Genomic DNA, 23,711 nt, shown 5'->3' with positions numbered 1-23,711 from the left:
TCCTCCACATTACTCCACATCGCTCCACAGTCAACGACACGCCCGGGATGTTTAGACAATTCTGCGGATGTTTATCCCCCTTCTTCCCAGCATTTGCAGGCAATCGGGACTGGTGGGGGAAAGTGGAGCGATTTTTGCCTGCTTGCCTCCCACCCCGCACCGATTGACGGGGCGCACCGGCGCGGGAGCGAATAATTCGGTGCGGTTGTCCCTTTTGCGGCGCCATCGAAGCCAAATTCCAGCAAGGCTGCAGCAAAGGCGCCGGAAATAACCGCGTTAAATGGCGAAAGACCCGCCGAAGCGGGTCTCGCGCCGCTCCCCGGCGGACCGGTGGCGGGAAGTGGAGGACTTTACGGGGCCGTCACTGAGCGGTTTAGGACTCGCCCCCGTGCCGTTCGTCCCAGCGCTGCTCGAGGTTGCTCATGAACGAACTCCTGGGCTTGCCCTGCTTGCGTCCGCCGGCTGCCCTGGCCTTGCCGACCGCAGAACTGCGCATCGTGGCGAAATAGACGCCGGCGCCCATCACAACAAAGCCGAGGACCCCGACAAAGATGTTCTGCATCGACACCCCGACCAATAACAGCAGCACGCCCGCGAGAGTCGCGAGCACGCCGATGACAAGGTGGCGGGTGGACCATGAGCGTCCGGGGACCGATCCCATTGAGCTTGCAAACTTTGGGTCGTCCTCATGCAGCTGCTTCTCAAGTTGCTCCAGCAACTTCTGTTCGTGTTCCGAGAGCGGCATCACGACCTCCTCAAGTCTGCCAACGTCCGGGCATGACGTGGCCATTGCCCTAATTCCCTAACGCCCGGGATTCCGAAGTGGTTCCCCCGTCACCGCCATTGGTGAAAAGGGGGCCAATTCAGCTCTCCCGCGCCGGTCTTAGCTGGCCAGGTCGCCCGAACGGTCGATCCAGTAGTCCTAAACCTAGGTATTAATAAGGATAGATTGTTGCGGCCTGTTCTGAAAGACAGTCTTAAGGCCCTTTCGCCGCCGGAACCCTTGGGAACGGGCGGCCCGACGGGGTTCAGGCCGGGTTCACTCAAGGGCGCCCCCGGAATCCAGGAGCCGGGCCGGAAGGACGGACTTGTTGCCGAACTTCCGGGTGACAGCATCGAGGGCTTGTTCGGCGGCCCGCCAGTTGTCGTCCCGTCGGTCAAGACTGAGCTGAAGCGGGGCATCGGCGGCCTCTTCCAGCTGCTCGGCGCGGATGCCGACCAGCCGGACCGTCATGGGCCGCTGACCCACCGATTCCAGGAGCTGCACTGCCACCGCGTACAGGAGTTGGGCGCTGTCGATCGGTGTGCTCACGGTGCGGCTGCGGGTAATAGTGGAAAAGTCGGCGTAGCGCAGCTTGAGCGCCACGGTGCGGGCGTGCATACCGGCACTGCGGAGGCGCTCCGCCGTCCGGTGCGAAAGGCGCAGCAGCTCCCTGTGAAGCAGCGCGTCATCCGCGGTGTCAGTGGCGAACGTCTCCTCGGCACCAATGCTCTTTTCCAGGCGGACCGGCGTCACGGGCCGCGGATCGATGCCCCAGGAGAGCCGGTAGACATGCTCCCCCGATGCGCCCAGCAGCTTGCGCAGCGAGGGCAGCGGCGACGCTGCGACGTCCGCCACCGTCCTGATGCCCCGTCGGGCCAGCACCTCCACGGTCTTGCCGCCGACTCCCCAGAGCGCACTGACGGGAAGGCTGTGTAGGTAGGGGACGGTTTCCTCCGTCCGGATCAGCAGCAGCCCGTCCGGTTTGCAGCGGGTGGACGCGATCTTGGCCACAAACTTGCTGGCGGCGATGCCCACTGATGCCGTAATGCCCAGCTCCCGGAACACGCGGGCCCGGATGAGTTCGCCAATCTCCCGTGGCGGCCCGAGCCTCCGGATGGCTCCCCCGACGTCCAGGAACGCCTCATCCACGCTGAGCGGCTCGACGAGGTCGGTGATGGAACCAAAGATTGCCATGATCTGGCCGGACACTTCGTAGTACAGCTTGTGGCGGGGCTCGATGATGACAGCCGAGGGGCACATGCGCGCCGCCACCACCATGGGCATCGCCGATCTGACGCCGAAGGCGCGGGCCTCATAGGACGCGGAGAGCACCACGGAGCGGTCCGCCGGGTAGCCCACAATCACGGGCTTTCCCTTCAGCTCGGGCCGGCTGCGCAACTCCACGGAGACAAAGAAGGCGTCCATGTCCACGTGCATGATGCTGCTGCGCCGCAGTTCCAGCAGTGAGTCCCCGCCCAGGCTGCCGGCAGGCTGGATCTGGGGCTGCGCATTCGAGGGCCCGTTGGGGTGCATATTCCTCTGCGCTCCCTGCTGATTCTCTGCGTCCGGCCCCACGTCTTCAATCCTATGCCCGGGGACTGACTAAACTGGAGGCTGATTCCGCTTCAACCCCAGGAGGAAAGTCCCTGTGAAGGTATTTGGACAGCGCAAACGTGCCGCAGCCGCCATCGCGGCGGCTGGCGCGCTATTGGCCTTGGCCGCATGCACGCCTGCCGGCACCGGGAGCCCGGCGGCGTCGCCGGCGTCGACCCCGGACGCCTCTGCGCAGTCCTCCACCACGGCTCCCCCCAGCCCTTCCGCGGAGCCCGGCACGTCAGCCACGGTCGGCGCCCTCGTACCCGGCTTCCCGCAGAAACTCCTGCCGCTGATGCCAGGAGCCCAGGTAGTCTCCAGCAGCTTCGACAAAACCACGGTGCCGGCAACCGCGGCACTGGTCGGCAGCATCACCGCCCCGGCCGCCGATGTCCTGGCTTTCTACGCCAAGGGGCTGCAGGCGCAGGGATTCAAGCCCGTACCCGGGGAAACCGTCGGTGCCCTGCCGTCCAAGGACTTCCTGCGCGGGGACAACGAAACCGTGAACATCTCCGTCATGCAGACAACAGGGGTGTCCACGTTCACGATCGGTGCGAACGTCGCTGCCGAGTCCGTCAAGTGAGTCTCGCCGAACAGCTGCGGCTCGAGCAGGCGGATTACGTGGCCGCCGTCGCCGGCAAGCTCACCGAGTTCCTGACCAGCCGACAGGCCATCATGGCCTCGATCTCCCAGGACATCGATCCGCTCATGGGCTCGATCTCAAACCTGGTCACGGGCGGAAAGCGCCTGCGGGCGCTCATGTGCTACTGGGGGTGGCGCGGCGCCGGCGGAGAAGCCGGCGCGGCCGAGGTGGTCACCGCCGGCTCGGCCCTGGAGCTGTTCCAGGCCGCGGCCCTGATCCACGATGACATCATTGACCGCTCGGACACCCGCCGGGGCGGACCCAGCGTCCACCGCAGGTTCATTGAACTGCACGAGGCCCAGGGCTGGGCGCTGGACAGCGAGCGGTTCGGCCACGCGGCAGCGATCCTGACCGGGGATCTCTGCCTGTCCTTCAGCGAGGAATCGTTCACGGAGATCGGACACCGTGCCGCCTCCGGCAGCCCGGCACGGCTGATCTTCAACCTCATGCGTGCAGAAGTCATGGCCGGGCAGTACCTCGACATCCTGGAAGAGGTCGCCGGGCCCCGGCGGGACCGCGCCGGGGCCGTCAGCCGGGCCCAGTCCATCATCCGGTTCAAGTCGGCCAAATACTCCACCGAACACCCGCTCGCCCTCGGCGGCGCCCTGGCCGGCGCCGGCGACGAGCTGCTGCGCGGCTATTCCGCGTTCGCGCTGCCGCTCGGTGAGGCGTTCCAACTGCGGGACGATGTCCTTGGCGTCTTCGGTGACCCCGTCACCACCGGCAAACCTGCCGGGGACGATCTCCGTGAGGGCAAGCGCACGGTCCTGGTGGCCTTCGCCCTGGACCAGGCCTCGGCGGCCGAATCAGAGTTCATCGACGCCAAGCTGGGCAGCCCCGATCTCGGCGACGCGGACATCGAGGAGATCCGGCGGATCATCGTGGATTGCGGCGCACTCCAGGCCACGGAAGTGCTCATCGAGGAGTTCGGCAAGGCCGCCTTCGCCGCCCTGGACCTGCTGCCGCTTCAGGAGCTGCCCAAAACCGCGCTCCGCAGGCTGGCAGAGGCCACGGTCAGCCGCGCCGCTTAACCCGGCCCTCACGGCAGTAGCGCCTTTTTAAACGGTGCCTGGAAACGCGGCGGGCCGTGCACGGCGCTTGCGCTGTGCACGGCCCGTCATGGCACGTCCGGGGGATGCTGCCGGCGCAGTTGCTGCCGGTCTGCTTTTACCAGGCCAGTGATTGCGCCCTGCGGCGAATTTCGGTCTTGCGCCCTTCCCGCAGGGCGTCAATGGGCCGGCCGCGGAGGGAATCGTCCGGCGTAAAGAGCCAGTTGATCAGTTCCTCATCCGAGTATCCGGCGTCTGAGAGAACAACAATGGTGCCTTTCAGGCTCTCCACCGCATGCCCGTCCTGGATGAAAGCCGCAGGCACGGACCGGATGCGCCGGTCGCCGATTCTCACGGCCGCCAGCGCACGCTCGTCCAGCAATGCATGGACCTTGGTGATAGATACGTTCAGAAGCTGTGCGACATCGGGCAGGGGCAGCCATTCGCCCACGAGGCTTTCTACATTACTCACGCATAAAGATTGCCACGGCCGGTGCCCCGCCGCCTAGTCGGCATCCGCAGAATTCACGCTGCGGTCATGGCCGGTCCCGCCGCGCCGGAATGCCGCCCGGCTTCACCGGGGGACTCCCCTGGAGCGACTTTCGGGCGACACTCCACCGGAAACGGGTTTGCGGAATGTCAAACGGTTCTTGTGCTAATTGCCAATTCATGAGAGATTCACATAGATCACATTTGTAACAGAAATAACTTTTGTCACACTGGTAACACCAGTTCTACCGGCCTGACCGCAGCGTTGCCGCTGAGAAGAGGATCTTTCCAATGACAACCTCACGTTCGCCACAGCTCCGTCCGGGGCGCAGCCTGCCGCTCATCGCGGCGACGACGGCGGCGCTTCCCGCCGTCGTGCTTTCCTCCCTGGCGATCGCCCAGCCTGCCGCAGCCGAATCGCGGGTGCGCTCTGTCCCGGCAACGCTCGCGGCCGCCATGCGTGCCCAGGCGAAGGCTGACGCGGCGACATCCCTGAAGGCGGCAGTGATCCCGGCCGCCTCCGTCCCGGTGACGCTGCCGAGCGCCTTGCGGCCCGCGCAGACGGCGGCTCCGGCCGTCTACACGATCGCCCGCGGCGACACCATCAGTGCCATTGCCGGCCGCTACGGTCTGGACACGTTTGCCGTGCTCAAGCTGAACAACCTGCAGCCGAACACCATCATCTACCCGGGGCAGAAGATCAAGCTCACGGGCTCGACGCCGGCAGCGCCCAAACCGTCCGCACCGGCGAAATCGACGCCGACAACGCCCGCCTCGGGCGGCGGCAGCGTGTACGTCGTCAAGTCTGGCGACACCCTGAGCGCCATCGCCACCCGCCACGGCGTTGGCCTTTCCGAGATCTTCAAGTGGAACGGGCTCGGCATGAGCTCCGTTATCTATCCCGGCCAGAAGGTCAAGGTCGGCGGCGGTTCCAGCACGCCGGCCCCCTCTGCACCCGTGACGGCCGCCGCACCCAAGCCGTCGGCGCCCGCGCCCGCCAGTTCCGGCTCCTACACCATCAAGGCCGGCGACACCCTCTCCGGCATCGCGGCCCGCAACGGTGTCAGGCTCTCGGACGTCCTGTCGGCCAACCGGCTGACAATGTCGAGCATCATCTACCCCGGCCAGAAGCTCGTCATCCCCGGCGCGTCGACCATCGCACCGGCATCGAGCACGCCTGCCACCACCACGCCCCTCGTGCCCAGCACGTTCCTCGGGTTCAGCTACCCGGCCGCGGTGGTCAGCTCGGCCAACCAGAACAAGGCGCTGCTCAATGCCTCTCCGGTGCCCACCCGCCAGCAGATGAAGTCGATCGTCGCGGACACGGCCCGGCGCATGGGCGTGGACGCCAGCCTTGCACTGGCTTTTGCCTTCCAGGAATCCGGCTTCGACCAGCGTGCGGTGTCACCGGCCAATGCGATCGGCACCATGCAGGTCATCCCGTCCTCCGGCGAATGGGCCTCCGATCTGGTGGGCCGCCAGCTGAACCTGCTCGATCCCTACGACAACGCCACGGCAGGCATCGCGATCATCCGCCAGTTGGTCCGCACGAGCCCGGATGTGGACACCGCAATCGCCGGCTACTACCAGGGCCAGTACTCGGTGAGCCAGAACGGCATGTTCGAGGACACCAAGGGCTACGTCGCCGCCATCAAGGCCAACCGGCAGCTGTTCGGCTAAACCCGGCCGCTCGGCCAACTACAGACTCCAGCACAGGCTCCCTTTCGGCGGAGCGTGACGCTACGGGCCCGGATCGCATGTTGATTCGGGCCCGTTTCTGTCCAGCGACTACGATTGTAAGGTGCAGGAATACGTGTCGGATGCTCTCGTAGGGAACCTGGTGGACAACCGCTACCAGGTTCAATCCAGGCTTGCCCGCGGCGGGATGTCCACCGTGTACCTCGCCACGGACCAGCGCCTTGAGCGTGATGTCGCGCTGAAGGTGCTCCATCCCCATCTGGCTGACGACCCGCAGTTCCTCGATCGGCTGGGCCGCGAAGCCAAGGCTGCCGCCCGGCTCTCCCACCCACACGTCGTGGGCGTCCTGGACCAGGGCGAGGACGGCCGGCTCGCCTATCTGGTCATGGAATTCATCAAGGGCCACACGCTGCGGGATGTCCTCAATGACAAGGGCGCCCTGTCGCCGCGGCTGGCCCTGGCGCTGATCGATCCGGTCGTCGAAGGCCTCGGCGCCGCGCACGCCGCCGGAATGATCCACCGGGACATCAAGCCCGAAAACGTCCTGATCGCCGACGACGGGCGGATCAAGCTCGGCGACTTCGGCCTGGCACGCGCTATCTCGACGTCCACCAGCACGGGCGCCCTGATCGGGACCGTCGCCTACATCTCCCCCGAACTTGTCCTGGGCAAACAGGCAGATGCCCGCAGCGACATCTATTCCGTCGGGATCATGCTCTACGAAATGATCACGGGCCGGCAGCCGTTCGAAGGCGACGTGCCCATCCAGGTCGCCTACCAGCACGTCAATTCCACCGTCGCAGCGCCCTCGCTGGAGGTGCCCGGGCTGGCCGCGGAGATCGACGAACTCGTCCAGTGGTGCACGGACCGGGACCCGGACAAGCGCCCCGTCGACGGCAGCGCCCTGTTGTCCGAGCTCCGGCACATCAGGACCAACCTCAGCGACGCCGAACTCGACCTCCAGCCGCCGGCGGCTCGCAGCACCCTGCCGGCCGTGGCAGCACCGCCAACCCGGCCGCCAGGCGGTACCGGTCCGGCGTCGGACGCGCAGGAAACGGCCCACGTGCTGCCGCCCACCGGAATGCCCACGGAATTGCAGACTGAGGTATACGGCAGCCTCGCCCGGCCCACCGAGATGCTTTCCCGCACCAGCGGCAACCCGACCACTGTGATGTCCGGTGCCCCGCGGCGTCCGGCCTACGGACCGTTGTCCACCCCGGACGAGGCGGCCTACGACGGCGCCGGGTATGACGGCCCGGCGGAGGGCGCGGTTGCCCCCAGCAAACGCGCCCAGCGCAAACTGGACCGGGACGAGGAGAAGGCGCGCCAGCGAGCCGCCGCCACGCCCACCAGGACCCTGCACGAGGGCAACCCCCGGCGCCGCGGCTTGCTGTGGATCGTCCTGCTCGTCGTCGCGGCGCTGCTCGCCGCCGTCGCCGGCTGGTTCTTCGGCATGGGTCCGGGGTCGCCGGGAACGATTCCCCCGGTGGCGAACAAGACCGTTGCCGAGGCCCAGGACCTGCTCCGCACCGCCGGCTTCCAATCCACGGTGAAGGATGTCTTCGACGACGACGTCTCGCCCGGGCTCGTGGTCGGCTCGGAGCCGACCGCCGGGGAGGTCATCCGCAAGTTCCAGCCCGTGTCGCTGGCCGTGTCCAAGGGCCCGGAGCTGTTCCCGCTGCCGGAACTGGCCGGCAAGAGCCTGGACGAGGCCAAGACCACGCTCAACGGTGCCCAGATGGCTTTGGGCCCGATTACCGAGACCTTCGACGAGAAGGCGCCTGCCGGAACCGTCCTTGCCCAGGCTCCGCGCAGCGGCAACCCGGTCAGGCACGGGACGCCCGTGGGCCTGACCGTCTCGAAGGGCCCGCAGCCCATCCCGGTCCCGGATGTTCGCGGGCAGGCGCAGGACGCCGCTGTTAAGGCCCTGGAAGCCGCCGGCCTGAAGGCCGTGGTGGCCCCGGAAGCAGTCAACGACAGGAACGTCCCCGAGGGCGCGGTGCTGGCGCAGGACCCGGCCTCCGGCAACCTGACCAAGGGCGGCACCGTCACCTTGACCATCTCGAAGGGCCCGAAGCTCGTCGAGGTCCCCAGCTTCATCGGCAAGCAGGCCTCGGAGGCCCAGGAAGCCCTTGAGAAACTAGGCTTCAAAGTCCAGGTCGATAACATCCTCGGCGGTTTCTTCGGCACGGTCCGGGACCAGAATCCGGTGGACACGAAGGCCCCGGAAGGCTCGACCGTTACGCTTACCGTCGTCTGACAGGCACCCCGCTCCGGCCCCTGCCATCGCACAAGAAAGCTCCGCCCGGCTGCTGTAGCCGGGCGGAGCTTTTTCTCAGAATGCGTTCTGTGGGAAACGTTCTGTCGGAATGCCTTCTGCCAGATGCGTTCTGTCCATCAGTGCGTCAGCGCTTGGAGAGCGCTCCGGCCACCAGGAACGCCATCTCGAGCGACTGCATGTGGTTCAGGCGCGGATCGCAGACCGACTCGTAGCGGTCCAGGAAGGCTTCCTGGTCGATCGGGTCGGCTCCGCCGAGGCACTCGGCGACGTCGTCCCCCGTCATCTCCACGTGCAGGCCGCCGGGAACGGTGCCGAGCGCGTGGTGGACTTCGAAGAATCCGCGCACTTCGTCAATGACGTCGTCGAAATTGCGGGTCTTGTAGCCGTTGGGCGAGGTGACCGTGTTCCCGTGCATGGGGTCGGTGACCCAAAGGACCTGGGCACCGGAGGCGGTGACGCGCTCGACGATCGCCGGCAGCTTCTCGCGGATGTTGCCCGCACCCATGCGGGTGATGAAGGTGAGCCGGCCGGGCTCCCGGTTCGGATCCAGCTTGTCGATCAGGCGCAGGGCGTCGTCGCCGCTGGTCGACGGGCCGAGCTTGACGCCGATCGGGTTGCGGACGCGGGAGAGGAAGTCAACGTGTGCGTGGTCCAGCTCGCGGGTCCGCTCCCCGATCCAGAGGAAGTGCGCGGAGGTGTCGTAGGGCAGCCCCGTGCGCGAGTCGATGCGGGTCAGGGCGCGCTCGTAGTCCAGCAGCAGGGCCTCGTGGCTCGCGTAGAATTCCACCCGCTTCAGGGCCTCGAAGTCGGCACCGCAGGAGGCCATGAACTTGATGGCGCGGTCGATGTCCCGGGCCAGGGACTCGTAGCGGGCGTGGGCCGGGTTCTCGGTGAAGCCCTTGTTCCACTGGTGCACCAGGCGCAGGTCCGCGAAACCGCCCTGGGTGAAGGCGCGGATCAGGTTCAGCGTCGAAGCGGAGGTGTGGTAGGCCTTGAGCATCCGGCCGGCGTCGTGGGCGCGGGACTCGGGCGTGAAATCGTAGCCGTTGACGATGTCGCCCCGGTAGGCCGGCAGGGTGACGCCCTCGCGCGTTTCATCGTTGGAGGAGCGGGGCTTGGCGAACTGGCCAGCCATGCGGCCCATCTTGATGACGGGCATGGCCGCGCCGTAGGTCAGGACAACGGCCATCTGCAGGATGGTCCGGACGCGGGCGCTGATCTTGTCCGCCGTCGCGGCTTCGAAGGTCTCGGCGCAGTCGCCGCCCTGGAGCAGGAACGCCTTGCCCTGCGCGGCGGCGGCGAGCCGTTCGCGAAGAATGTCCACTTCGCCGGCGAACACGAGGGGCGGGAGGACGGAAAGTTCCTTGACGGACGCCTCGAACACAGCCGGGTCCGACCAGGTGGGCTGCTGCGAGGCCGGGAGCTCCCGCCAGTTGTCCAGTCCGGGATAGTTGGCGGCTCCGCTCTGGGCGGTGCTGGTCAGCGGGGAAACTGGTTTCTCAGATAGCTCGGTCACTATCTAAGGATAGTTGCCCCATCAAGGTTCGGGGGCCCTGCCTGTCATTGACAGCCCGGCTGCCGTCATATGGCACCCGTGGCCCGCTCATGCGGGGCCGGGAACCTCCGGCCCCGCATCCCCGGCAGCGGCTTCATTCGGGGTTTCCGTTGGGGCCGTGTTTGGGGCTTCGTTCGGGGTATTGCCGGCAGCCGCATCCTGCACCGCGTCAGGGCCCGCAGGGGTTTTGTCCGGGGCCGCGTCCTGCGCTTTGCCCGCCAGGCGGAGCTTCACGACGGCGGCGTACTCATCCACGTATTCCTGGCCGGAGAGGCGCATGAGTTCGTACATGATCTCGTCAGTCACTGAACGCTGGATCAGCCGGTCATCCTCCATCCCGTAATAGCGGCTGAAGTCGAGCGGTTCGCCAAAGATCATGCCGATACGGCGGATGTTGGGCACGCGCTTGCCGATCGGCTGGACTTTGTCCGTTCCGATCATTGCCACCGGGATGACCGGGACGCGGGCCTGCAGCGCAAGGCGCGCAACCCCCACCTTGCCGCGGTAGAGGCGCCCGTCGGGGCTGCGGGTCCCCTCGGGGTAGATGCCCAGGAGGGAACCCTTCTTGAGCACGTCCATGCCGGCGTTCAGCGACTGCGCGGACGCGGCGCCCCCGGACCGGTCCATGGGCAGCTGGTTGGTGAGCCGGAAGAAGGCTGCGGTCAGCCTGCCCTTGATCCCGGTGCCGGTGAAGTATTCGGATTTCGCCAGGAACGCGACCGGCCGCGGCACCATGACCGGCATGAAGATGGAATCCGAGAAGGAGAGGTGGTTCGAGGCAAGGATCGCGGCGCCCTCGGCAGGGACGTTGTCGAGGCCCTTGACCCAGGGCCGGAACAGCAGCCTGAGCACCGGCCCCAGGACAAACGTCTTCATGAACCAATAAAACACTCGGTGACCTCTCCGGAAGGCGTCTGGCCTGCGGCCCGAACCGGGTCCGGCCAGGCTTCAATGGACACCTTACTCTAGTGAGTTTTGGCGCTAAGGGTGACACGATGGGCTCATGACTGAAAGCAGCACTCCCCCTGCGCCCGCCGCTTTCAGCTACCCGGGCCACGGCCCCAACGCCCGGACCGGTGTGGCCATCTGCCACGGCTTCACAGGCAGCCCGCTCAGCGTCCTGCCGTGGGCCCGCCACCTCGCCGCCCAGGGTTTCGCCGTCTCGGTACCGCTACTGCCCGGGCACGGCACCCACTGGCGGGATCTCGCCCGGCAGGGCTGGCAGGACTGGTACAGGAGCTTTGAAACGGCGTACCTGGACCTGGCCGCCCGGACTGATGACTGCTATGTCGCGGGACTGTCCATGGGCGGCACGATCGCCCTGCGTACCGCGGCCCGCCACAGCGTGGCCGGCGTGGCCGCCGTCAACCCCGGCCTGAGCTTCTATGACCGCAGGGTCCGGATCGTGGGACTGCTCAAGTACTTCCAGCACACCACCACGCCCGTCCAGGAGGAGAATTCCACGGCGGCCACCACCGACGACGGTGACTACTCCCTGACGCCGCTGGCCGCCGTCCACCAGTTGCGCCGGCTGTTCGCCGCGACCCTCCGGGACCTGCCGTCCGTCTCCGCCCCGGCCCTGGTGTTCAAGTCGGACACCGACGCGGTGGTCCCGCCGTCGTCCCTGGCGCTGCTGCGCAGGCGGCTCGGGTCCCGGGAGCTCACGGTGGTTCCCCTCCCGAAGAGCGGGCACGTTGCCACCCTGGACGCCGATGCGCCGCTACTCTTTGAAGAATCAGTGCGTTTCTTCCTGCAGCACGCCCACGCCATTTCGCCGCCCCGCGCCCCCCTCGGAGTCCCCATGAGCATCCTCCCGGACCATTCGCCGTTCAGCAGCCCGTTCACCGGAACCATCCCCCGGACCGGGGTCGTGGTCTCGCACGGCTTCACCGGCAGCCCGCACGGTGTGCGGGACTGGACGTTGTCCCTGGCCGGTGCCGGGTTCGCCGTCCGGCTGCCCCTGCTGCCGGGGCACGGAACGAGCTGGCAGGAGCTGGCCAAGACCCGGTGGCAGGACTGGCATGCTGCCTTGGACGCGGCCTACCTGGAGCTTGCGGAAGAATGCGACGTCGTGGTCGTGGCGGGGCTGTCCATGGGCGGCGCCCTCGCGTTGCGGATCGCCGCCACCCGCCCCGTGGCGGGTGTGGTGGTGGTCAACCCCGGCCTGGTCATCGATGATCCCCGCGCCCCGCTGGCGGGCGTCTTGAAGTTTGTCCTCAAGAGCACCCCGGCGATCGCCAATGACATCCTCAAACCGGGCATGGATGAGTGCGCCTACCCGCGCACCCCGGTGGCCGCCGCGCACGAGCTCAACAAGATGTTCAAGGACACCGTGCGGCTGCTGCCCCGCGTCACGGCTCCGGTCCGGGTCTACCGTTCCACAGTGGACCACGTGGTGTCCGAATCCAGCATGGAGGCCCTGCGCCGCGGGTTGACCAACGCCCCGCTCGAGGTGGTCCGGCTGGAAAACAGCTACCACGTCGCTACCATGGACAACGACGCGCCCGAGATCTTCCGTGGCACGGCCGAATTTGTCCGGTCCGTTGCAGCCGCAGCCGGTCCGGGCGCCGCCCGCGCCAGCCGGAAGGACACGGCCAATGACTAAACCGGACCCCGACGTCCCTGACCCCGAGACCCCTGACCCCGACGACGCCCGGTCGCCTGGCGCTGACGCATCCGGCCTCCAGCGTCCGGGCACCACCCCGCCCCCTGAGGCGCAGGACCCGCCCGCCGCGGACGAACCGCTTGCCGATGACGACGCCGTGTGGCTGGATCTCGTCGCCAGGCTGGAAGGGGTCGGGGCAGGCGGGGACGAGGCAATTGGGGGAACTGACGGCCCGGCCGGCGAAACCAACAGCGCCGGCGGCACCGGCACTGGCACCGGCACTGGCACCGGCGCTGGCTCCGGTGCTGGCACCGGCGCGAACAGGTCGTTCAGCGATTTCGACCCGCTGGGCCTCGCCGGCGTCGCGCCGATCGAACTTTCCGCCAGGGAGCGGCTCGCCTCCGCCCCGGGGAACCCGGCCGCGGGCAGCAGTGAGGCACCGGACACCGCATCCGGCCCCCGGGACTACGAGGCCGACGACGACGATGGCGTGTTCGTCCCGGAGGAGCCGCCCAGCCTGGCCGGTGCAGATCCGATGACCGTCCTTGCCTGGATTGGAGCGGTGGGCGGCCCGATTGCGCTCGTGTTCTCGGCGATGTTCTGGCGGTCGGCCCCGACGCTGGCGATCGTGGGCATGGTGGCCGCGTTCGCGGCCTCCGTGGTGTTCCTGATCATGAAGCTGCCGGGCGAGAAGGACGAGCACGACGACGGGGCGCGCATCTAGTCCACCCGGTCAGGGCGCCAGGCACCGCGCTGGCTGGTTCAGGGCCCAGGAAGGCACGCTACTGGGTGTGCATGCGGCTGCTGACCCGGGAGAGGTCGGCGGCGCCGATCAGCCCGGCGTTGGGTCCCAGGGCCGCAAGTTCGATCTCCGCCGCGGGGCGGAAGCCGCGGCCGGTGAGGTTCCGCGCGAAGGCCTTTCGGGCCGGCGCGACGAGCAGCTCGCCGGCGTCGCACAGTCCGCCGCCGATCACGAACTTGCCTGGGTCCAGTGCCGCTGCGAGGTTCGCCAGGCCAAGGCCCAGCCACTCCCCGACGTCCTCGAGGAGTTCGCGGGAGGTCTGGTCCCCGGCCTTGGCCAGCTCCGTCACGATCACGCCCGTAATGCGTGCCACGTCGCCGTCCACGGCCCTGAGCAGTTCCTGGGCAACCGGGGAATTCGCGGCGGCCAGTTCCCTGGCCTCGCGGCCGAGCGCATTGCCCGAGGCGTATTGTTCCCAGCAGCCGCGGTTGCCGCACTCGCAGCGGTGCCCGCCCGGCATGATGATCTGGTGGCCGAACTCCCCCGCCACACCGAAGCGGCCGCGTTCGAGCCGTCCGTCCATGACCATGGCCCCGCCGATTCCGGTGCCCAGGGTGATGCAGACCAGACGGTCCTGTCCCTGTCCGGCGCCGAAGCGCCATTCCGCCCAGGCGGCGGCGTCGGCGTCGTTGGTCAGCAGGACGGGGCGGCGCAGCAGCCGCTGCAGGTTCTCGCGCAGCGGTTCATTGCGCCAGGCCAGGTGTGGGCTGAAGAGGACAGTGCCGCCGTCGAGGTCCATCCAGCCGGCAGCGCCGATTCCGACCGACCAGATCCGGTGTCCGGCGCCCAGCTCTCCGACGAGTTCGACAATGACCTGTTCCACGGCGCGCGGGTCGTTGCCCGGGGTGGAGCGTTTGGCCTGGCTGAGGATCCTGCCCTCGGCGTCCACCACGCCGGCAGCAACCTTGGTTCCCCCGATGTCGACGCCGATCGCCAGGCCTTTGCGGCCCAGCCGCAGGTGTGAGCGGAGGTCGTGCCCGGCCGTGGCGGCCGCGGCTCCGGCCAGGGTCCTGCTTCGCCAGGCGGCGGTCCGGCGGCGCAGGCCGGGCTGCCGGCCGGGTGTTGGTGTCTGCATGGTGCCCCATTCTATTCGCCGGGGCCGCAACGGCAGCGAAAGCCCGGCCGAATGACGCGGCAGCAGAGCGCCGCGCACGTGCCCGCAGCATCCCCGACTGGCGGAACGGCGGCCCCGACCGTAAAGTTACTCGCCAGTAGGTGTCGCAGAACACACCTTCGGGGGGCCGCATACTAGGCTTAGCGGTACCCCTTGCGGGCCTATGGATACCAAAGGAGCTGTCGTGCGAGAAATCATTGTCCCGCCCCTGGTGAATGTCGATCCGGACACCAATGTCACCGATCTCGTGGTGCGCCAGGCGGCCAAGGCCTCCAACCCTGCGCTGTTCTCGCGGCTCGACGCAGCCGGCCAGTGGCAGGACGTCCGCGCCACGGAATTCCTGGCCGACGTCTCGGCCCTCGCCAAGGGCCTCATGGCCAGCGGTGTGGCCGCCGGCGACCGGGTGGGCATCATGTCCCGCACCCGGTATGAATGGGCCCTGATCGACTTCGCCATCTGGTTCGCCGGCGCCGTCTCGGTCCCGATCTATGAAACCTCCTCCCCCTCCCAGGTGGCCTGGAACCTTGGCGACTCCGGCGCCGTGGCCGCGTTCGGCGAATCGGCGCACCACGAGGACATCATCCGGCAGGCGGCCACCTCCGAGGGCCTCACCGCCCTGGGGCATGTCTGGCAGCTCGAGGGCGACAGCCTGGACGAGGTCCGTGCGGCCGGAGCCGGCGTCAGCGATGCCGAGCTCGAAGCACGCCGCAGCCAGGCGTCCCTGAACGATGTCGCCACGATCATCTACACCTCGGGCACCACCGGCCGGCCCAAGGGCTGCGAGCTGACGCACGGCAACTTCGTGGAACTGTCCGAGAACGCGCTGTTCACTTCGCTGGGCACGATCGTCCACGAGCAGGCGCGGACCATCATGTTCCTGCCCATGGCCCACGTCTTCGCACGCTTCATCTCTGTGCTGGCAGTCGCGGCCGGCGTCACAGTGGCGCACACCCCGGATATCAAGAACCTGCTGCCGGATCTGCAGAGCTACAAACCGACCTTTATCCTCGCCGTCCCGCGCGTTTTCGAGAAGGTCTACAACTCGGCCCTGACCAAGGCCGAGGACGGCGGCAAGGGCGCCATCTTCCACCGCGCCGCGGACACCGCCATTGAATTCTCCCGGGCCCGGCAGGCCGGCAAGGTCGGGCTCGTGCTGAAGCTCAAGCACGCCGTGTTCGACAAGCTCGTGTACAGCAAGCTACGGGCCGCCATGGGCGGGAACGTCTCCCATGCCGTTTCCGGCGGCGGCCCGCTCGGTGAACGGCTGGGCCACTTCTTCCAGGGCATCGGCATGCAGATCCTGGAAGGATACGGGCTGACTGAAACCACGGCGCCGATCACCGTCAACACCCCCGATCTGATCAAGATCGGCACGGTCGGCGCCCCGATTCCGGGCAACTCCGTCAGGATCGCGGACGACGGCGAGATCCTCGCCAAGGGCGTGTGCGTCATGCGCGGCTACTACAAGCGCGATGACCTGTCCGCTGCAACCTTCGAGGACGGCTGGTTCCGTACCGGAGACATCGGCCAGCTGGACGAGGCGGGGTTCCTGACCATCACCGGGCGCAAGAAGGAAATCATCGTCACGGCCGGCGGCAAGAACGTCGTCCCGGCCCTGCTGGAGGACCAGATCCGCGCGGACGCGCTCGTCTCGCAGGTGCTCGTGGTCGGTGACAACCGCCCGTTCATTGGTGCCCTGGTGACCCTGGACGAAGAAGCGCTGCCCGGCTGGCTGGGCCGCCACGGGCTCCCGGCCTCGACCTCGCTCGCCGAGGCTGCCGTCAACCCCGCCGTCATGGCCGCGGTCCAGGAGCTCATCAACCACGCCAACCAGTCCGTGTCCCAGGCCGAGGCGATCAAGTCCTTCCGGATCGTGCCGGCCGACTTCACCGAGGCCTCCGGACATCTGACCCCCTCCATGAAGGTCAAGCGGGCCCAGGTGCTCAAGGACTTCGAGAACGTGATCGAGGAAATGTACAGCGCCAAGCGTCCCACCCTCGCCTAGGCTGCAACCGCAACCGCCCCGCACCGAAACCCCGCACCAGAGCAACGCGGGGTCAGATACGGCCCATCCGGCGCCCCCTGATGGGCCGTAGCTGACCCCGCGTTGCTTTTGTTCGGGAGGCAAGGTTCGGCAGAAACACAAGGGTCCTTCCGGCGGAAGCCGGAAGGACCCTTGTGTGTTGATGGGGTGCGGTGTTGCCGCGCTGCCGCTATTCGACGACGAGCAGCAGATCCCCGCCCTGGACCTGCTCGATCCCGGCGACGGCGAGCCGCGCGACGGTGCCGGCCACCGGCGTCGTGATGGACGCCTCCATCTTCATGGCCTCGATCGTGGCCACGGTGTCGCCGGCTTTGACGGTGTCCCCGGCCTTGACGGTCAGCGTGACGGCACCGGCGAACGGCGAGGCGACCTGGCCCGGCTGGGATGTGTCGGCGCGTTCGGCGGCCTTGACGTTGCTCACCACTGAACGGTCGCGGACCACCACGGGCCGGGACTGGCCGTTGAGCGTGCACATGACCGTGCGCATGCCCTTCTCGTCCGGCTCGGAGACAGCCTCGAGCGAGGCAATCAGCCGGACGCCCTTCTCGAGCTCGATCTCGTGCTCCGCGCCGCGCTGCAGCCCGAAGAGGTAGTCCCGCGTGTCCAGCACCGAAAGGTTGCCGTAGGCCTCCACGCTCTTCTGGTAATCCTTCGTGGGACCGGCGAAGAGCAGGCGGTTGAGCGTGCCCCGCCGGGTCTTGGAATCGCCGTTGAGCGCGGCGCTGTCCTCGGCGCTGATCTCGACGTCGCGGACCTTGACGGTGCGGCCCTGCAGCGCCTTCGTCCGGAAGGGCTCGGGCCAGCCGCCGGGCGGGTCACCGAGCTCGCCGGAAAGGAAGCCGATCACGGAATCGGGGACGTCGTATTTTTGCGGGTTCTCGTTGAAGTCTTCCGGGTCGGCGTTGAGGCCCACCAGGTGCAGGGCGAGGTCGCCCACCACCTTGGACGACGGGGTCACCTTGACCAGCCGGCCGAGGATCCGGTCCGCCGCGGTGTACATGTCCTCGATCGCCTCGAAACGCTCGCCCAGGCCAAGCGCCATCGCCTGCTGGCGCAGGTTGGAGAGCTGGCCGCCCGGAATTTCGTGCTGGTAGACCCGGCCCGTGGGCCCCGGCAGTCCGGACTCGAACGGCGCGTAGACCCGGCGAACGGCCTCCCAGTAAGGCTCGAGGGCGCAGACGTTCGCCAGGCTGAGGCCGGTGTCGCGCGGCGTGTGGGCCAGCGCGGCGACGAGGGCCGATGCCGAGGGCTGGCTGGTGGTTCCGGCCAGGGAGGCCGATGCCACGTCCACGGCGTCCACGCCGGCATCCACGGCCGCGAGGAGCGTGGCCAGCTGGCCGCCGGCGGTGTCGTGGGTGTGCAGGTGGACGGGGAGGTCGAACCGCTCCCGCAGCGCCGAGACCAGGCGTGCCGCGGCAGCCGGACGCAGCAGTCCGGCCATGTCCTTGATCGCCAGGATGTGCGCCCCGGCGTCGACGATTTTCTGCGCCAGCTCCAGGTAGTAATCCAGAGTGTAGAGCGTTTCCTCCGGGTCCAGCATGTCCGCGGTGTAGCAGAGGGCAACCTCGGCGACGGCGGTACCGGTCTCACGGACGGCCCGGATGGCCGGGGCCATCTGGTTGACGTCGTTGAGGGCGTCGAAGATCCGGAAAATGTCGATGCCCGTGGCGGCGGCCTCGTTGACGAACGCCACCGTGACCTCTTCCGGGTAGGGCGTGTAGCCGACGGTGTTGCGGCCGCGGAGCAGCATCTGCAGGCACAGGTTCGGCATGGCCTTGCGCAGGGCGGCAAGCCGGTCCCAGGGGTCTTCGCCGAGGAAGCGCAGGGCGACGTCGTAGGTGGCCCCGCCCCAGGCCTCGACCGAGAGCAGCTCGGGGAGCAGCTTGGATTCTGCGGGACCGGCCGCCACGAGGTCCCGGGTGCGCACCCGGGTGGCGAGCAGGGACTGGTGCGCGTCGCGGAACGTGGTGTCCGTGACGGCCACGGCGTCCTGCGCGCGCAGGGCACGGGCAAACCCTTCCGGGCCGAGTTCCTGGAGACGCTGGCGGGACCCTGGCCGGGCCGCTGCGTCATCCAGGGCCGGAAGCTTGTCCGCCGGGTCCGTGTGGACCTTGAGTTCGCCGTTGGGCTTGTTGACTGTGACGTCGGCAAGCCAGGTCAGCAGCTTGGTGCCGCGGTCGGCCGAGACCCGTGCCTTCAGCAGCTGGGGCCGTTCGTCAATGAACGAGGTGGCCACATCCCCGGCGACGAAGTCGGGATCGTCCAAGACCGCCTGCAGGAAGGAGATGTTGGTGGACACGCCGCGGATGCGGAACTCGGCGAGGGCGCGGCGGGCCCGGGCGACGGCGGCCGGGTAGTTGCGGCCGCGGCAGGTCAGCTTGACCAGCATGGAGTCGAAGTGCGGGCTGATCTCCGCGCCCGAGTAGACGGTGCCGCCGTCAAGCCGGACGCCGGCGCCGCCGGCCGAGCGGTAGCCGGTGATCTTGCCGACGTCGGGCCGGAAGCCGTTGGCCGGGTCCTCCGTGGTGATGCGGCACTGCAGGGCGGCGCCCTTGAGCTGGACGCTCTCCTGGGACAGGCCCAGGTCCGCGAGGCTCTCACCGGCGGCGATGCGCAGCTGCGCCTGGACGAGGTCGACGTCGGTGACTTCCTCGGTCACAGTGTGCTCGACCTGGATCCGGGGGTTCATTTCGATGAACACGTGCTGGCCGGCCCGCTCACCCACCGTGTCGACAAGGAATTCGACGGTACCGGCGTTGACGTAGTTCAGCGCCTTCGCGAACTTCACGGCGTCGCGGTACAGCGCGTGCCGGATGCCTTCGTCGAGGTTCGGGGCCGGGGCGATCTCGATGACCTTCTGGTGGCGGCGTTGGATGGAACAGTCACGCTCGAAGAGGTGCATCACGTTGCCCTCCGCGTCGGCCAGGATCTGGACCTCGATGTGGCGCGGGCGCAGGACGGCCTGCTCCAGGAACATGGTGGGGTCGCCGAACGCGGCGTCGGCTTCGCGCATGGCGGCCTGCAGGGCCTCCGGGAGCGCCTCGCGGGTGTCCACGCGGCGCATGCCGCGCCCGCCGCCGCCGGCGACGGCCTTGGCAAAAATGGGGAAGCCGATTTCATCCGCGGCGGCGATCAGTTCGTCCAGGTCCTTCGACGGCTGGCTGGACTTGAGGACCGGGACGCCGGCCTTGCGCGCGGCCTCGAGGGCGGCAACCTTATTACCGGCGAGTTCCAGAACCTCGGCCGGCGGGCCGACGAAGGTGATGCCGGCCTCCTTCGCGGCCCGCGCCAGGCGCGGGTTCTCGGAGAGGAAACCGTAACCGGGGTAAATGGCGTCCGCCCCGGACTCCTTGGCGACGCGCACCACCTCATCAACGTCCAGGTAGGCCCGGACCGGGTGTCCCTCCTCGCCGATCAGATACGCCTCATCGGCCTTCTGGCGGTGAATGGAGTTGCGGTCCTCATGGGGAAACACAGCGACAGTCTTGGCACCCAGCTCGTAGCTCGCGCGGAAGGCGCGAATCGCGATTTCGCCGCGGTTGGCCACCAGAATCTTAGAAAACATACTTCTCCTGCTTCATCGCGGGCGTATCGGTAAGTGCTCACAGTGTCTAGGACCTGTGCGGGCAAACACAAATCATTGTGGCGACTGTCACAGCATTATCCGTCACGGACGCCGCGATGGGCAGGGCCTTGGCCTTAGAGCTTTCCCCGTCCATCCGATTGGCGAGGTTCTGGCGCCCCACGCCGGATGAAACGGGTTTCGCCGGAGCATCCACATATGATGAGTGGGTGGGTGGCGCATGCACGCCCCGGCTCCGAAGAACGCAGGAGCCGGCACGACCCCGTCTCGGCAACCGGCGTTAGGTATTGGTTTTTCAAGTGCAAGTAGTGAGCATCAGCAGCCTCAAAGGCGGTGTCGGCAAGACATCCGTGACCACCGGACTGGCGTCGGCGGCATTGGCCGCCGGAATCCCCACCCTCGTCGTCGACCTTGATCCGCATGCCGACGCCAGCACGGCCCTGGGCGTGAGTCCGGACGACCAGCTCGATATCGGCAGGATGCTGAGGTCGCCGCGGCGGGCACATCTGGCGGACAACGTGGTCCCCAGCGGCTGGGTGGAACACGCCCGGATCAACGGCCGCAGCAACGCCAGCGGCAGTGCCAACGGCAGGATTCAGTCCGGCGCGGCAACCTCCATCCTGGACGTGGCCGTCGGCTCTGCCTATACCGGCATCTACGACCGCCCCGACCTGGGCCGCCGCGACCTTCGCCGGCTTTCCACGGTCCTGGCCGGCGCCACGAACTACGAACTCGTCCTGGTCGATTGCCCCCCGTCACTGAACGGCCTGACCCGGATGGCGTGGTCCGCAAGCGACAAGGTGACCCTGGTAGCCGAGCCCGGGCTTTTCTCGGTGGCCGGCACGGAACGCACCATGCGCGCCATCCAGCTCTTCCGGCAGGAATTCGCCCCCAAGCTGTCCCCTGCCGGCATCGTGGCCAACCGGGTGCGCAGCAGTTCGGCTGAGCACACGTTCCGGCTCTCGGAGATGGAATCCATGTTCGGCCAACTGCTGTTGAGCCCGCATATCCCGGAGCAGGCCAACTGGCAGCAGATCCAGGGCGCCGCCCACTCCATCCACCACTGGCCCGGCGACTCGGCCAAGAATGCGGCAGGGCTCTTCGATGCCCTGCTGCAGAACCTGCTGAACCAGGGCGGCGTGGCCCCGGCCGGCGCTGTCCGCGACCGCAGCCTTCGGTAGCCCCGGACTGCCGTACACAGCCCAACAGAAATGAGGCCGCCTTCCCTGTCCGGGAGGCGGCCTCATCTTGTTGTACTTAGTTTCTGTGCACAGTCGTCCCTGTGCTCAGTCACGTCTATAGCTGCGGGGGCTAGCCGATCTTGCGGGCCGCCCGGCGTTTGCTCAGCTCGTCGTCGGGAAAGGACTGGTCCGCGGCGTGTTCGCTGGGAAGGGCTGCGAGGCTTCCTTCAACTTCGCGCCATACGCGGCCGACGGCGATGCCGAACACCCCCTGGCCGCCCTGGACGAGATCGATGACTTCATCTGCCGATGTGCACTCGTAGACGCTGGCGCCGTCGCTCATGAGCGTGATTTGGGCGAGGTCCTCGACGCCGCGCTCCCGCAGGTGTTCCACGGCGGTGCGGATCTGTTGCAGGGAGACGCCCGTGTCCAGGAGCCGTTTGACCACCTTGAGAACCAGAATGTCGCGGAAGCCGTAGAGCCGCTGCGAGCCGGAGCCGGCCGCACCGCGGACGGCGGGCTCAACGAGTCCGGTGCGCGCCCAATAATCGAGTTGGCGGTAGGTAATGCCGGCCGCCTTGCAGGCGGTGGGTCCGCGGTAGCCCGCGTCCTCGTCCAGAACGGGGAGATCCTCGGTGAACAGCAGGCCTTGGGCACCGCTGGCGGGCACAGCAACGCCGGCCGTTGAGGCCTGCTTCAGCTCGCCTGCTTCGCCTTTCGGACTCACGTGGACCCTCCTTGTCGTGGGTTCCCCTGGGTTTGTTGCATCGGCAGCAATAGATGTGAACAGCTGCATGACACCGGATGAATACTTCATCCGTGTAATTCAGCCGGACTCCACCTTCCAGTGTGACTTGCGCGGCTACCGTATGCAATGGGAACTTGTACCTTCGACGTTAGGCCTGCCGGGGCCCAAGGTCAAAGACGTTGGGGCTATTCCAAGGGCGTGTCGAAAGTTTCATCCTCGACTTTAACGTTTGGTGCCGCCACAGCTGTCACGCACGTATCAGAAACACCAGCAGTCACAGGCACGCCCGCAATCGCGGCAGGTTCCCTGGCGCCGGTTGCCTGGGCCGGCTCAGCCGCCGAAGTCTTCGGGTTCGACGTCGTCGAGGAACTCGCGGAAGCGCCGCAGTTCGACTTCCTCGTCCACGGCGGGTCCGGGGTGCGTGTCCTCGCCCTCGTCGTGTTCGGTGATCCGGACGCCGGCCTCGTCCATGACGGCGTCGGCGCACCAGATCCGGCACTTGGCGCGCAGGGCAACGGCCAACCCATCGGAGGCCCGGGAGCTCACGGTGGTGCCGTTCTCGAACTGCAGCTGCCCGTAGAAGATGTTGTCCTCCACCGCCACGATGTTGACGCTGACGATCGTGTGGCCCAGGGCCTCGACAACGTCCACCAGGAGGTCGTGGGTCATCGGCCGGGGCGGGATGACCCCCTGCTGGGCCAGGGCGATGGCGCTGGCCTCCGGGGTCCCGATCCAGATGGGCACGTGGCGCTCACCATGGATTTCCTTGAGCAGGACAAGCGGCTGGTTGGACGGCAACTCGATCCGCACGCCGACAATCTCCACCTCAATCATCAGATGTCCATCCTTGAGATGCGGTCGTGGACCAGCGCCTGGTGCAAGGACAGGCAGAGGTCGCTGATTTCCCGGGCCGCCTCGGCGGCGCGGGCGTGGGAGGCTGCGTCCTTGCGGGAGGTCAGGGTGGCCACAGCACGCTCCACGAGCCCGAATTCGCGGTCGGCAGCCGCCTGGAAGGGCCGCAGGTGGCGGGGTTCCAGGCCATGGCTCTCCAGCTGGACGCAGGCCCGCGCGACCTGCAGCGCGTGTTCGTCGAATTTGCCGTTGACGTGCCCGATCAGGCCGTAGCTCAGGAGCGATTCCAGCAGTGGGACGCTCGCCCCGGATTCGGCGCGCAGCTGCTCCTCGCTGAGCCTGCGTGCCCGGCTCTGCAGCTCGGAGGCGAGCTCCTCGGAGACAATCCGCGGGGACAACGTGACGCCTGCCGGCAGGTTCTCCGGCCGTTCGCCCCGGTCGATCGCATCCAGGTAGTCCTTGATGACCTTCAGCGGCAGGTACTGGTCACGCTGGAGTGAGAGGACGAAGCGCAGCCGTTCGACGTCGTTCTCGGAGTACTGACGGTAGCCGGCAGGTGTCCGCTGCGGGTTGATGAGTCCCTTTTCTTCAAGGAACCGGATTTTTGACGCAGTCATGCTGGGGAAGTCGTCGCTCAGTTGAGCCAGGACTTCCCCGATGTTCAGAACCTGGGGTCCGCGCCGATCCGCATGTGCCGTGGCCACAGGCAAC

General features: G+C 67.6%; 18 protein-coding genes and 1 pseudogene. 9 read left to right on the top strand and 10 right to left on the bottom strand.

Annotated elements, in window-relative coordinates:
• Positions 1–373: 373 nt before the first annotated feature.
• Both AC1DN2_RS11475 and dinB read right to left on the bottom strand, forming a co-directional pair.
• Positions 374–745 (bottom strand): DUF3040 domain-containing protein, encoded by a 372-nt coding sequence (locus tag AC1DN2_RS11475; RefSeq protein ID WP_028275888.1) that lies wholly within the window; start codon positions 743–745, stop codon positions 374–376.
• A 294-nt stretch (positions 746–1,039) separates the two neighbouring features.
• Positions 1,040–2,296 (bottom strand): DNA polymerase IV, encoded by a 1,257-nt coding sequence (dinB, locus tag AC1DN2_RS11470; protein WP_476850412.1) that lies wholly within the window; start codon positions 2,294–2,296, stop codon positions 1,040–1,042.
• Between the two features lie 115 nt (positions 2,297–2,411).
• Here dinB and AC1DN2_RS11465 point away from each other — a divergent pair, with 115 nt between their 5' ends.
• Both AC1DN2_RS11465 and AC1DN2_RS11460 read left to right on the top strand, forming a co-directional pair.
• On the top strand, positions 2,412–2,939 hold the full coding sequence (locus tag AC1DN2_RS11465) for a RodZ family helix-turn-helix domain-containing protein (protein ID WP_028275890.1): 528 nt from the start codon (positions 2,412–2,414) through the stop codon (positions 2,937–2,939).
• Positions 2,936–4,030 carry a polyprenyl synthetase family protein gene (locus AC1DN2_RS11460; protein ID WP_028275891.1) on the top strand — a complete coding sequence of 365 codons (1,095 nt, stop codon included), beginning with the start codon at positions 2,936–2,938 and terminating at the stop codon, positions 4,028–4,030. Before AC1DN2_RS11465 ends, AC1DN2_RS11460 begins: the two co-directional genes overlap by 4 nt.
• Positions 4,031–4,166: 136 nt before the next feature.
• Here the strand turns inward: AC1DN2_RS11460 and AC1DN2_RS11455 are convergent, their stop codons facing one another.
• Positions 4,167–4,520: an Rv2175c family DNA-binding protein gene (locus tag AC1DN2_RS11455; protein ID WP_026266238.1), complete on the bottom strand. Its 354-nt coding sequence runs from the start codon at positions 4,518–4,520 to the stop codon at positions 4,167–4,169.
• Between the two features lie 308 nt (positions 4,521–4,828).
• Here AC1DN2_RS11455 and AC1DN2_RS11450 point away from each other — a divergent pair, with 308 nt between their 5' ends.
• Entirely contained in the window at positions 4,829–6,217 is a 1,389-nt protein-coding gene (locus tag AC1DN2_RS11450) for a LysM peptidoglycan-binding domain-containing protein (RefSeq protein WP_476850411.1), read from the top strand.
• Positions 6,218–6,338: 121 nt separating this feature from the next.
• Complete coding sequence (locus AC1DN2_RS11445; RefSeq protein ID WP_476850410.1) at positions 6,339–8,495, top strand: Stk1 family PASTA domain-containing Ser/Thr kinase; 2,157 nt, start codon at positions 6,339–6,341, stop codon at positions 8,493–8,495.
• 145 nt (positions 8,496–8,640) lie between these two features.
• Here the strand turns inward: AC1DN2_RS11445 and AC1DN2_RS11440 are convergent, their stop codons facing one another.
• Complete coding sequence (locus AC1DN2_RS11440) at positions 8,641–10,035, bottom strand: class II 3-deoxy-7-phosphoheptulonate synthase (protein ID WP_243179595.1); 1,395 nt, start codon at positions 10,033–10,035, stop codon at positions 8,641–8,643.
• A gap of 84 nt (positions 10,036–10,119) precedes the next feature.
• Entirely contained in the window at positions 10,120–10,962 is an 843-nt protein-coding gene (locus AC1DN2_RS11435; protein ID WP_476850409.1) for a lysophospholipid acyltransferase family protein, read from the bottom strand.
• A gap of 112 nt (positions 10,963–11,074) precedes the next feature.
• On the opposite strand from AC1DN2_RS11435, the pseudogene AC1DN2_RS11430 reads away from it, so the two are divergent.
• From AC1DN2_RS11430 to AC1DN2_RS11420, 3 genes and pseudogenes are all read left to right on the top strand, one after another.
• A pseudogene (locus AC1DN2_RS11430) lies at positions 11,075–11,845 on the top strand (alpha/beta hydrolase); the annotation flags it as partial.
• Positions 11,846–11,872: 27 nt separating this feature from the next.
• Entirely contained in the window at positions 11,873–12,676 is an 804-nt protein-coding gene (locus tag AC1DN2_RS11425; RefSeq protein WP_476850475.1) for an alpha/beta hydrolase, read from the top strand.
• The gene (locus AC1DN2_RS11420) at positions 12,669–13,400 is read left to right on the top strand and encodes a hypothetical protein (protein ID WP_476850408.1); all 732 of its coding nucleotides are present in this window, start codon (positions 12,669–12,671) and stop codon (positions 13,398–13,400) included. The genes AC1DN2_RS11425 and AC1DN2_RS11420 overlap by 8 nt, the downstream gene beginning before the upstream one ends.
• Before the next feature lie 58 nt (positions 13,401–13,458).
• Here the strand turns inward: AC1DN2_RS11420 and AC1DN2_RS11415 are convergent, their stop codons facing one another.
• Complete coding sequence (locus AC1DN2_RS11415; protein WP_476850407.1) at positions 13,459–14,553, bottom strand: ROK family glucokinase; 1,095 nt, start codon at positions 14,551–14,553, stop codon at positions 13,459–13,461.
• Positions 14,554–14,776: 223 nt separating this feature from the next.
• Here AC1DN2_RS11415 and AC1DN2_RS11410 point away from each other — a divergent pair, with 223 nt between their 5' ends.
• Positions 14,777–16,597, top strand: a complete 1,821-nt coding sequence (locus AC1DN2_RS11410) for an AMP-dependent synthetase/ligase (RefSeq protein WP_476850406.1) — start codon at positions 14,777–14,779, stop codon at positions 16,595–16,597.
• A 208-nt stretch (positions 16,598–16,805) separates the two neighbouring features.
• Here the strand turns inward: AC1DN2_RS11410 and AC1DN2_RS11405 are convergent, their stop codons facing one another.
• Positions 16,806–20,201: a pyruvate carboxylase gene (locus tag AC1DN2_RS11405; protein ID WP_476850405.1), complete on the bottom strand. Its 3,396-nt coding sequence runs from the start codon at positions 20,199–20,201 to the stop codon at positions 16,806–16,808.
• Positions 20,202–20,518: 317 nt separating this feature from the next.
• Between AC1DN2_RS11405 and AC1DN2_RS11400 the strand changes: the two genes are divergently transcribed.
• Positions 20,519–21,400: a ParA family protein gene (locus AC1DN2_RS11400; protein WP_476850404.1), complete on the top strand. Its 882-nt coding sequence runs from the start codon at positions 20,519–20,521 to the stop codon at positions 21,398–21,400.
• Between the two features lie 130 nt (positions 21,401–21,530).
• Here the strand turns inward: AC1DN2_RS11400 and AC1DN2_RS11395 are convergent, their stop codons facing one another.
• The 3 genes from AC1DN2_RS11395 to ftsR all read right to left on the bottom strand — a co-directional run bounded on the left by AC1DN2_RS11395 (position 21,531) and on the right by ftsR (position 23,704).
• The gene (locus AC1DN2_RS11395; RefSeq protein ID WP_028275903.1) at positions 21,531–22,127 is read right to left on the bottom strand and encodes a MerR family transcriptional regulator; all 597 of its coding nucleotides are present in this window, start codon (positions 22,125–22,127) and stop codon (positions 21,531–21,533) included.
• Between the two features lie 351 nt (positions 22,128–22,478).
• The gene (locus tag AC1DN2_RS11390) at positions 22,479–22,982 is read right to left on the bottom strand and encodes a bifunctional nuclease family protein (RefSeq protein WP_230009361.1); all 504 of its coding nucleotides are present in this window, start codon (positions 22,980–22,982) and stop codon (positions 22,479–22,481) included.
• A complete protein-coding gene (gene ftsR / locus AC1DN2_RS11385; RefSeq protein WP_026266235.1) occupies positions 22,982–23,704 on the bottom strand; it encodes a transcriptional regulator FtsR in 723 nt (240 codons plus the stop codon). Before ftsR ends, AC1DN2_RS11390 begins: the two co-directional genes overlap by 1 nt.
• Between the last annotated feature and the right edge of the window lie 7 nt (positions 23,705–23,711).

Source organism: Arthrobacter sp. 01L42 (assembly GCF_056400005.1).
The sequence above is the reverse complement of the archived record's forward strand: the minus strand, read 5'-3'. Positions and strand labels throughout refer to the sequence as shown.

Bases quoted from the DNA above. Each gene is read 5' to 3' on its own strand.
- dinB (WP_476850412.1), bottom strand. From the start codon at position 2,296: ATGCACCCCAACGGGCCCTCGAATGCGCAGCCCCAGATCCAGCCTGCC.
- AC1DN2_RS11450 (WP_476850411.1), top strand. From the start codon at position 4,829: ATGACAACCTCACGTTCGCCACAGCTCCGTCCGGGGCGCAGCCTGCCG.
- AC1DN2_RS11415 (WP_476850407.1), bottom strand. From the start codon at position 14,553: ATGCAGACACCAACACCCGGCCGGCAGCCCGGCCTGCGCCGCCGGACC.
- AC1DN2_RS11475 (WP_028275888.1), bottom strand. From the start codon at position 745: ATGCCGCTCTCGGAACACGAACAGAAGTTGCTGGAGCAACTTGAGAAG.
- AC1DN2_RS11405 (WP_476850405.1), bottom strand. From the start codon at position 20,201: ATGTTTTCTAAGATTCTGGTGGCCAACCGCGGCGAAATCGCGATTCGC.
- AC1DN2_RS11390 (WP_230009361.1), bottom strand. From the start codon at position 22,982: ATGATTGAGGTGGAGATTGTCGGCGTGCGGATCGAGTTGCCGTCCAAC.
- AC1DN2_RS11425 (WP_476850475.1), top strand. From the start codon at position 11,873: ATGAGCATCCTCCCGGACCATTCGCCGTTCAGCAGCCCGTTCACCGGA.
- AC1DN2_RS11420 (WP_476850408.1), top strand. From the start codon at position 12,669: ATGACTAAACCGGACCCCGACGTCCCTGACCCCGAGACCCCTGACCCC.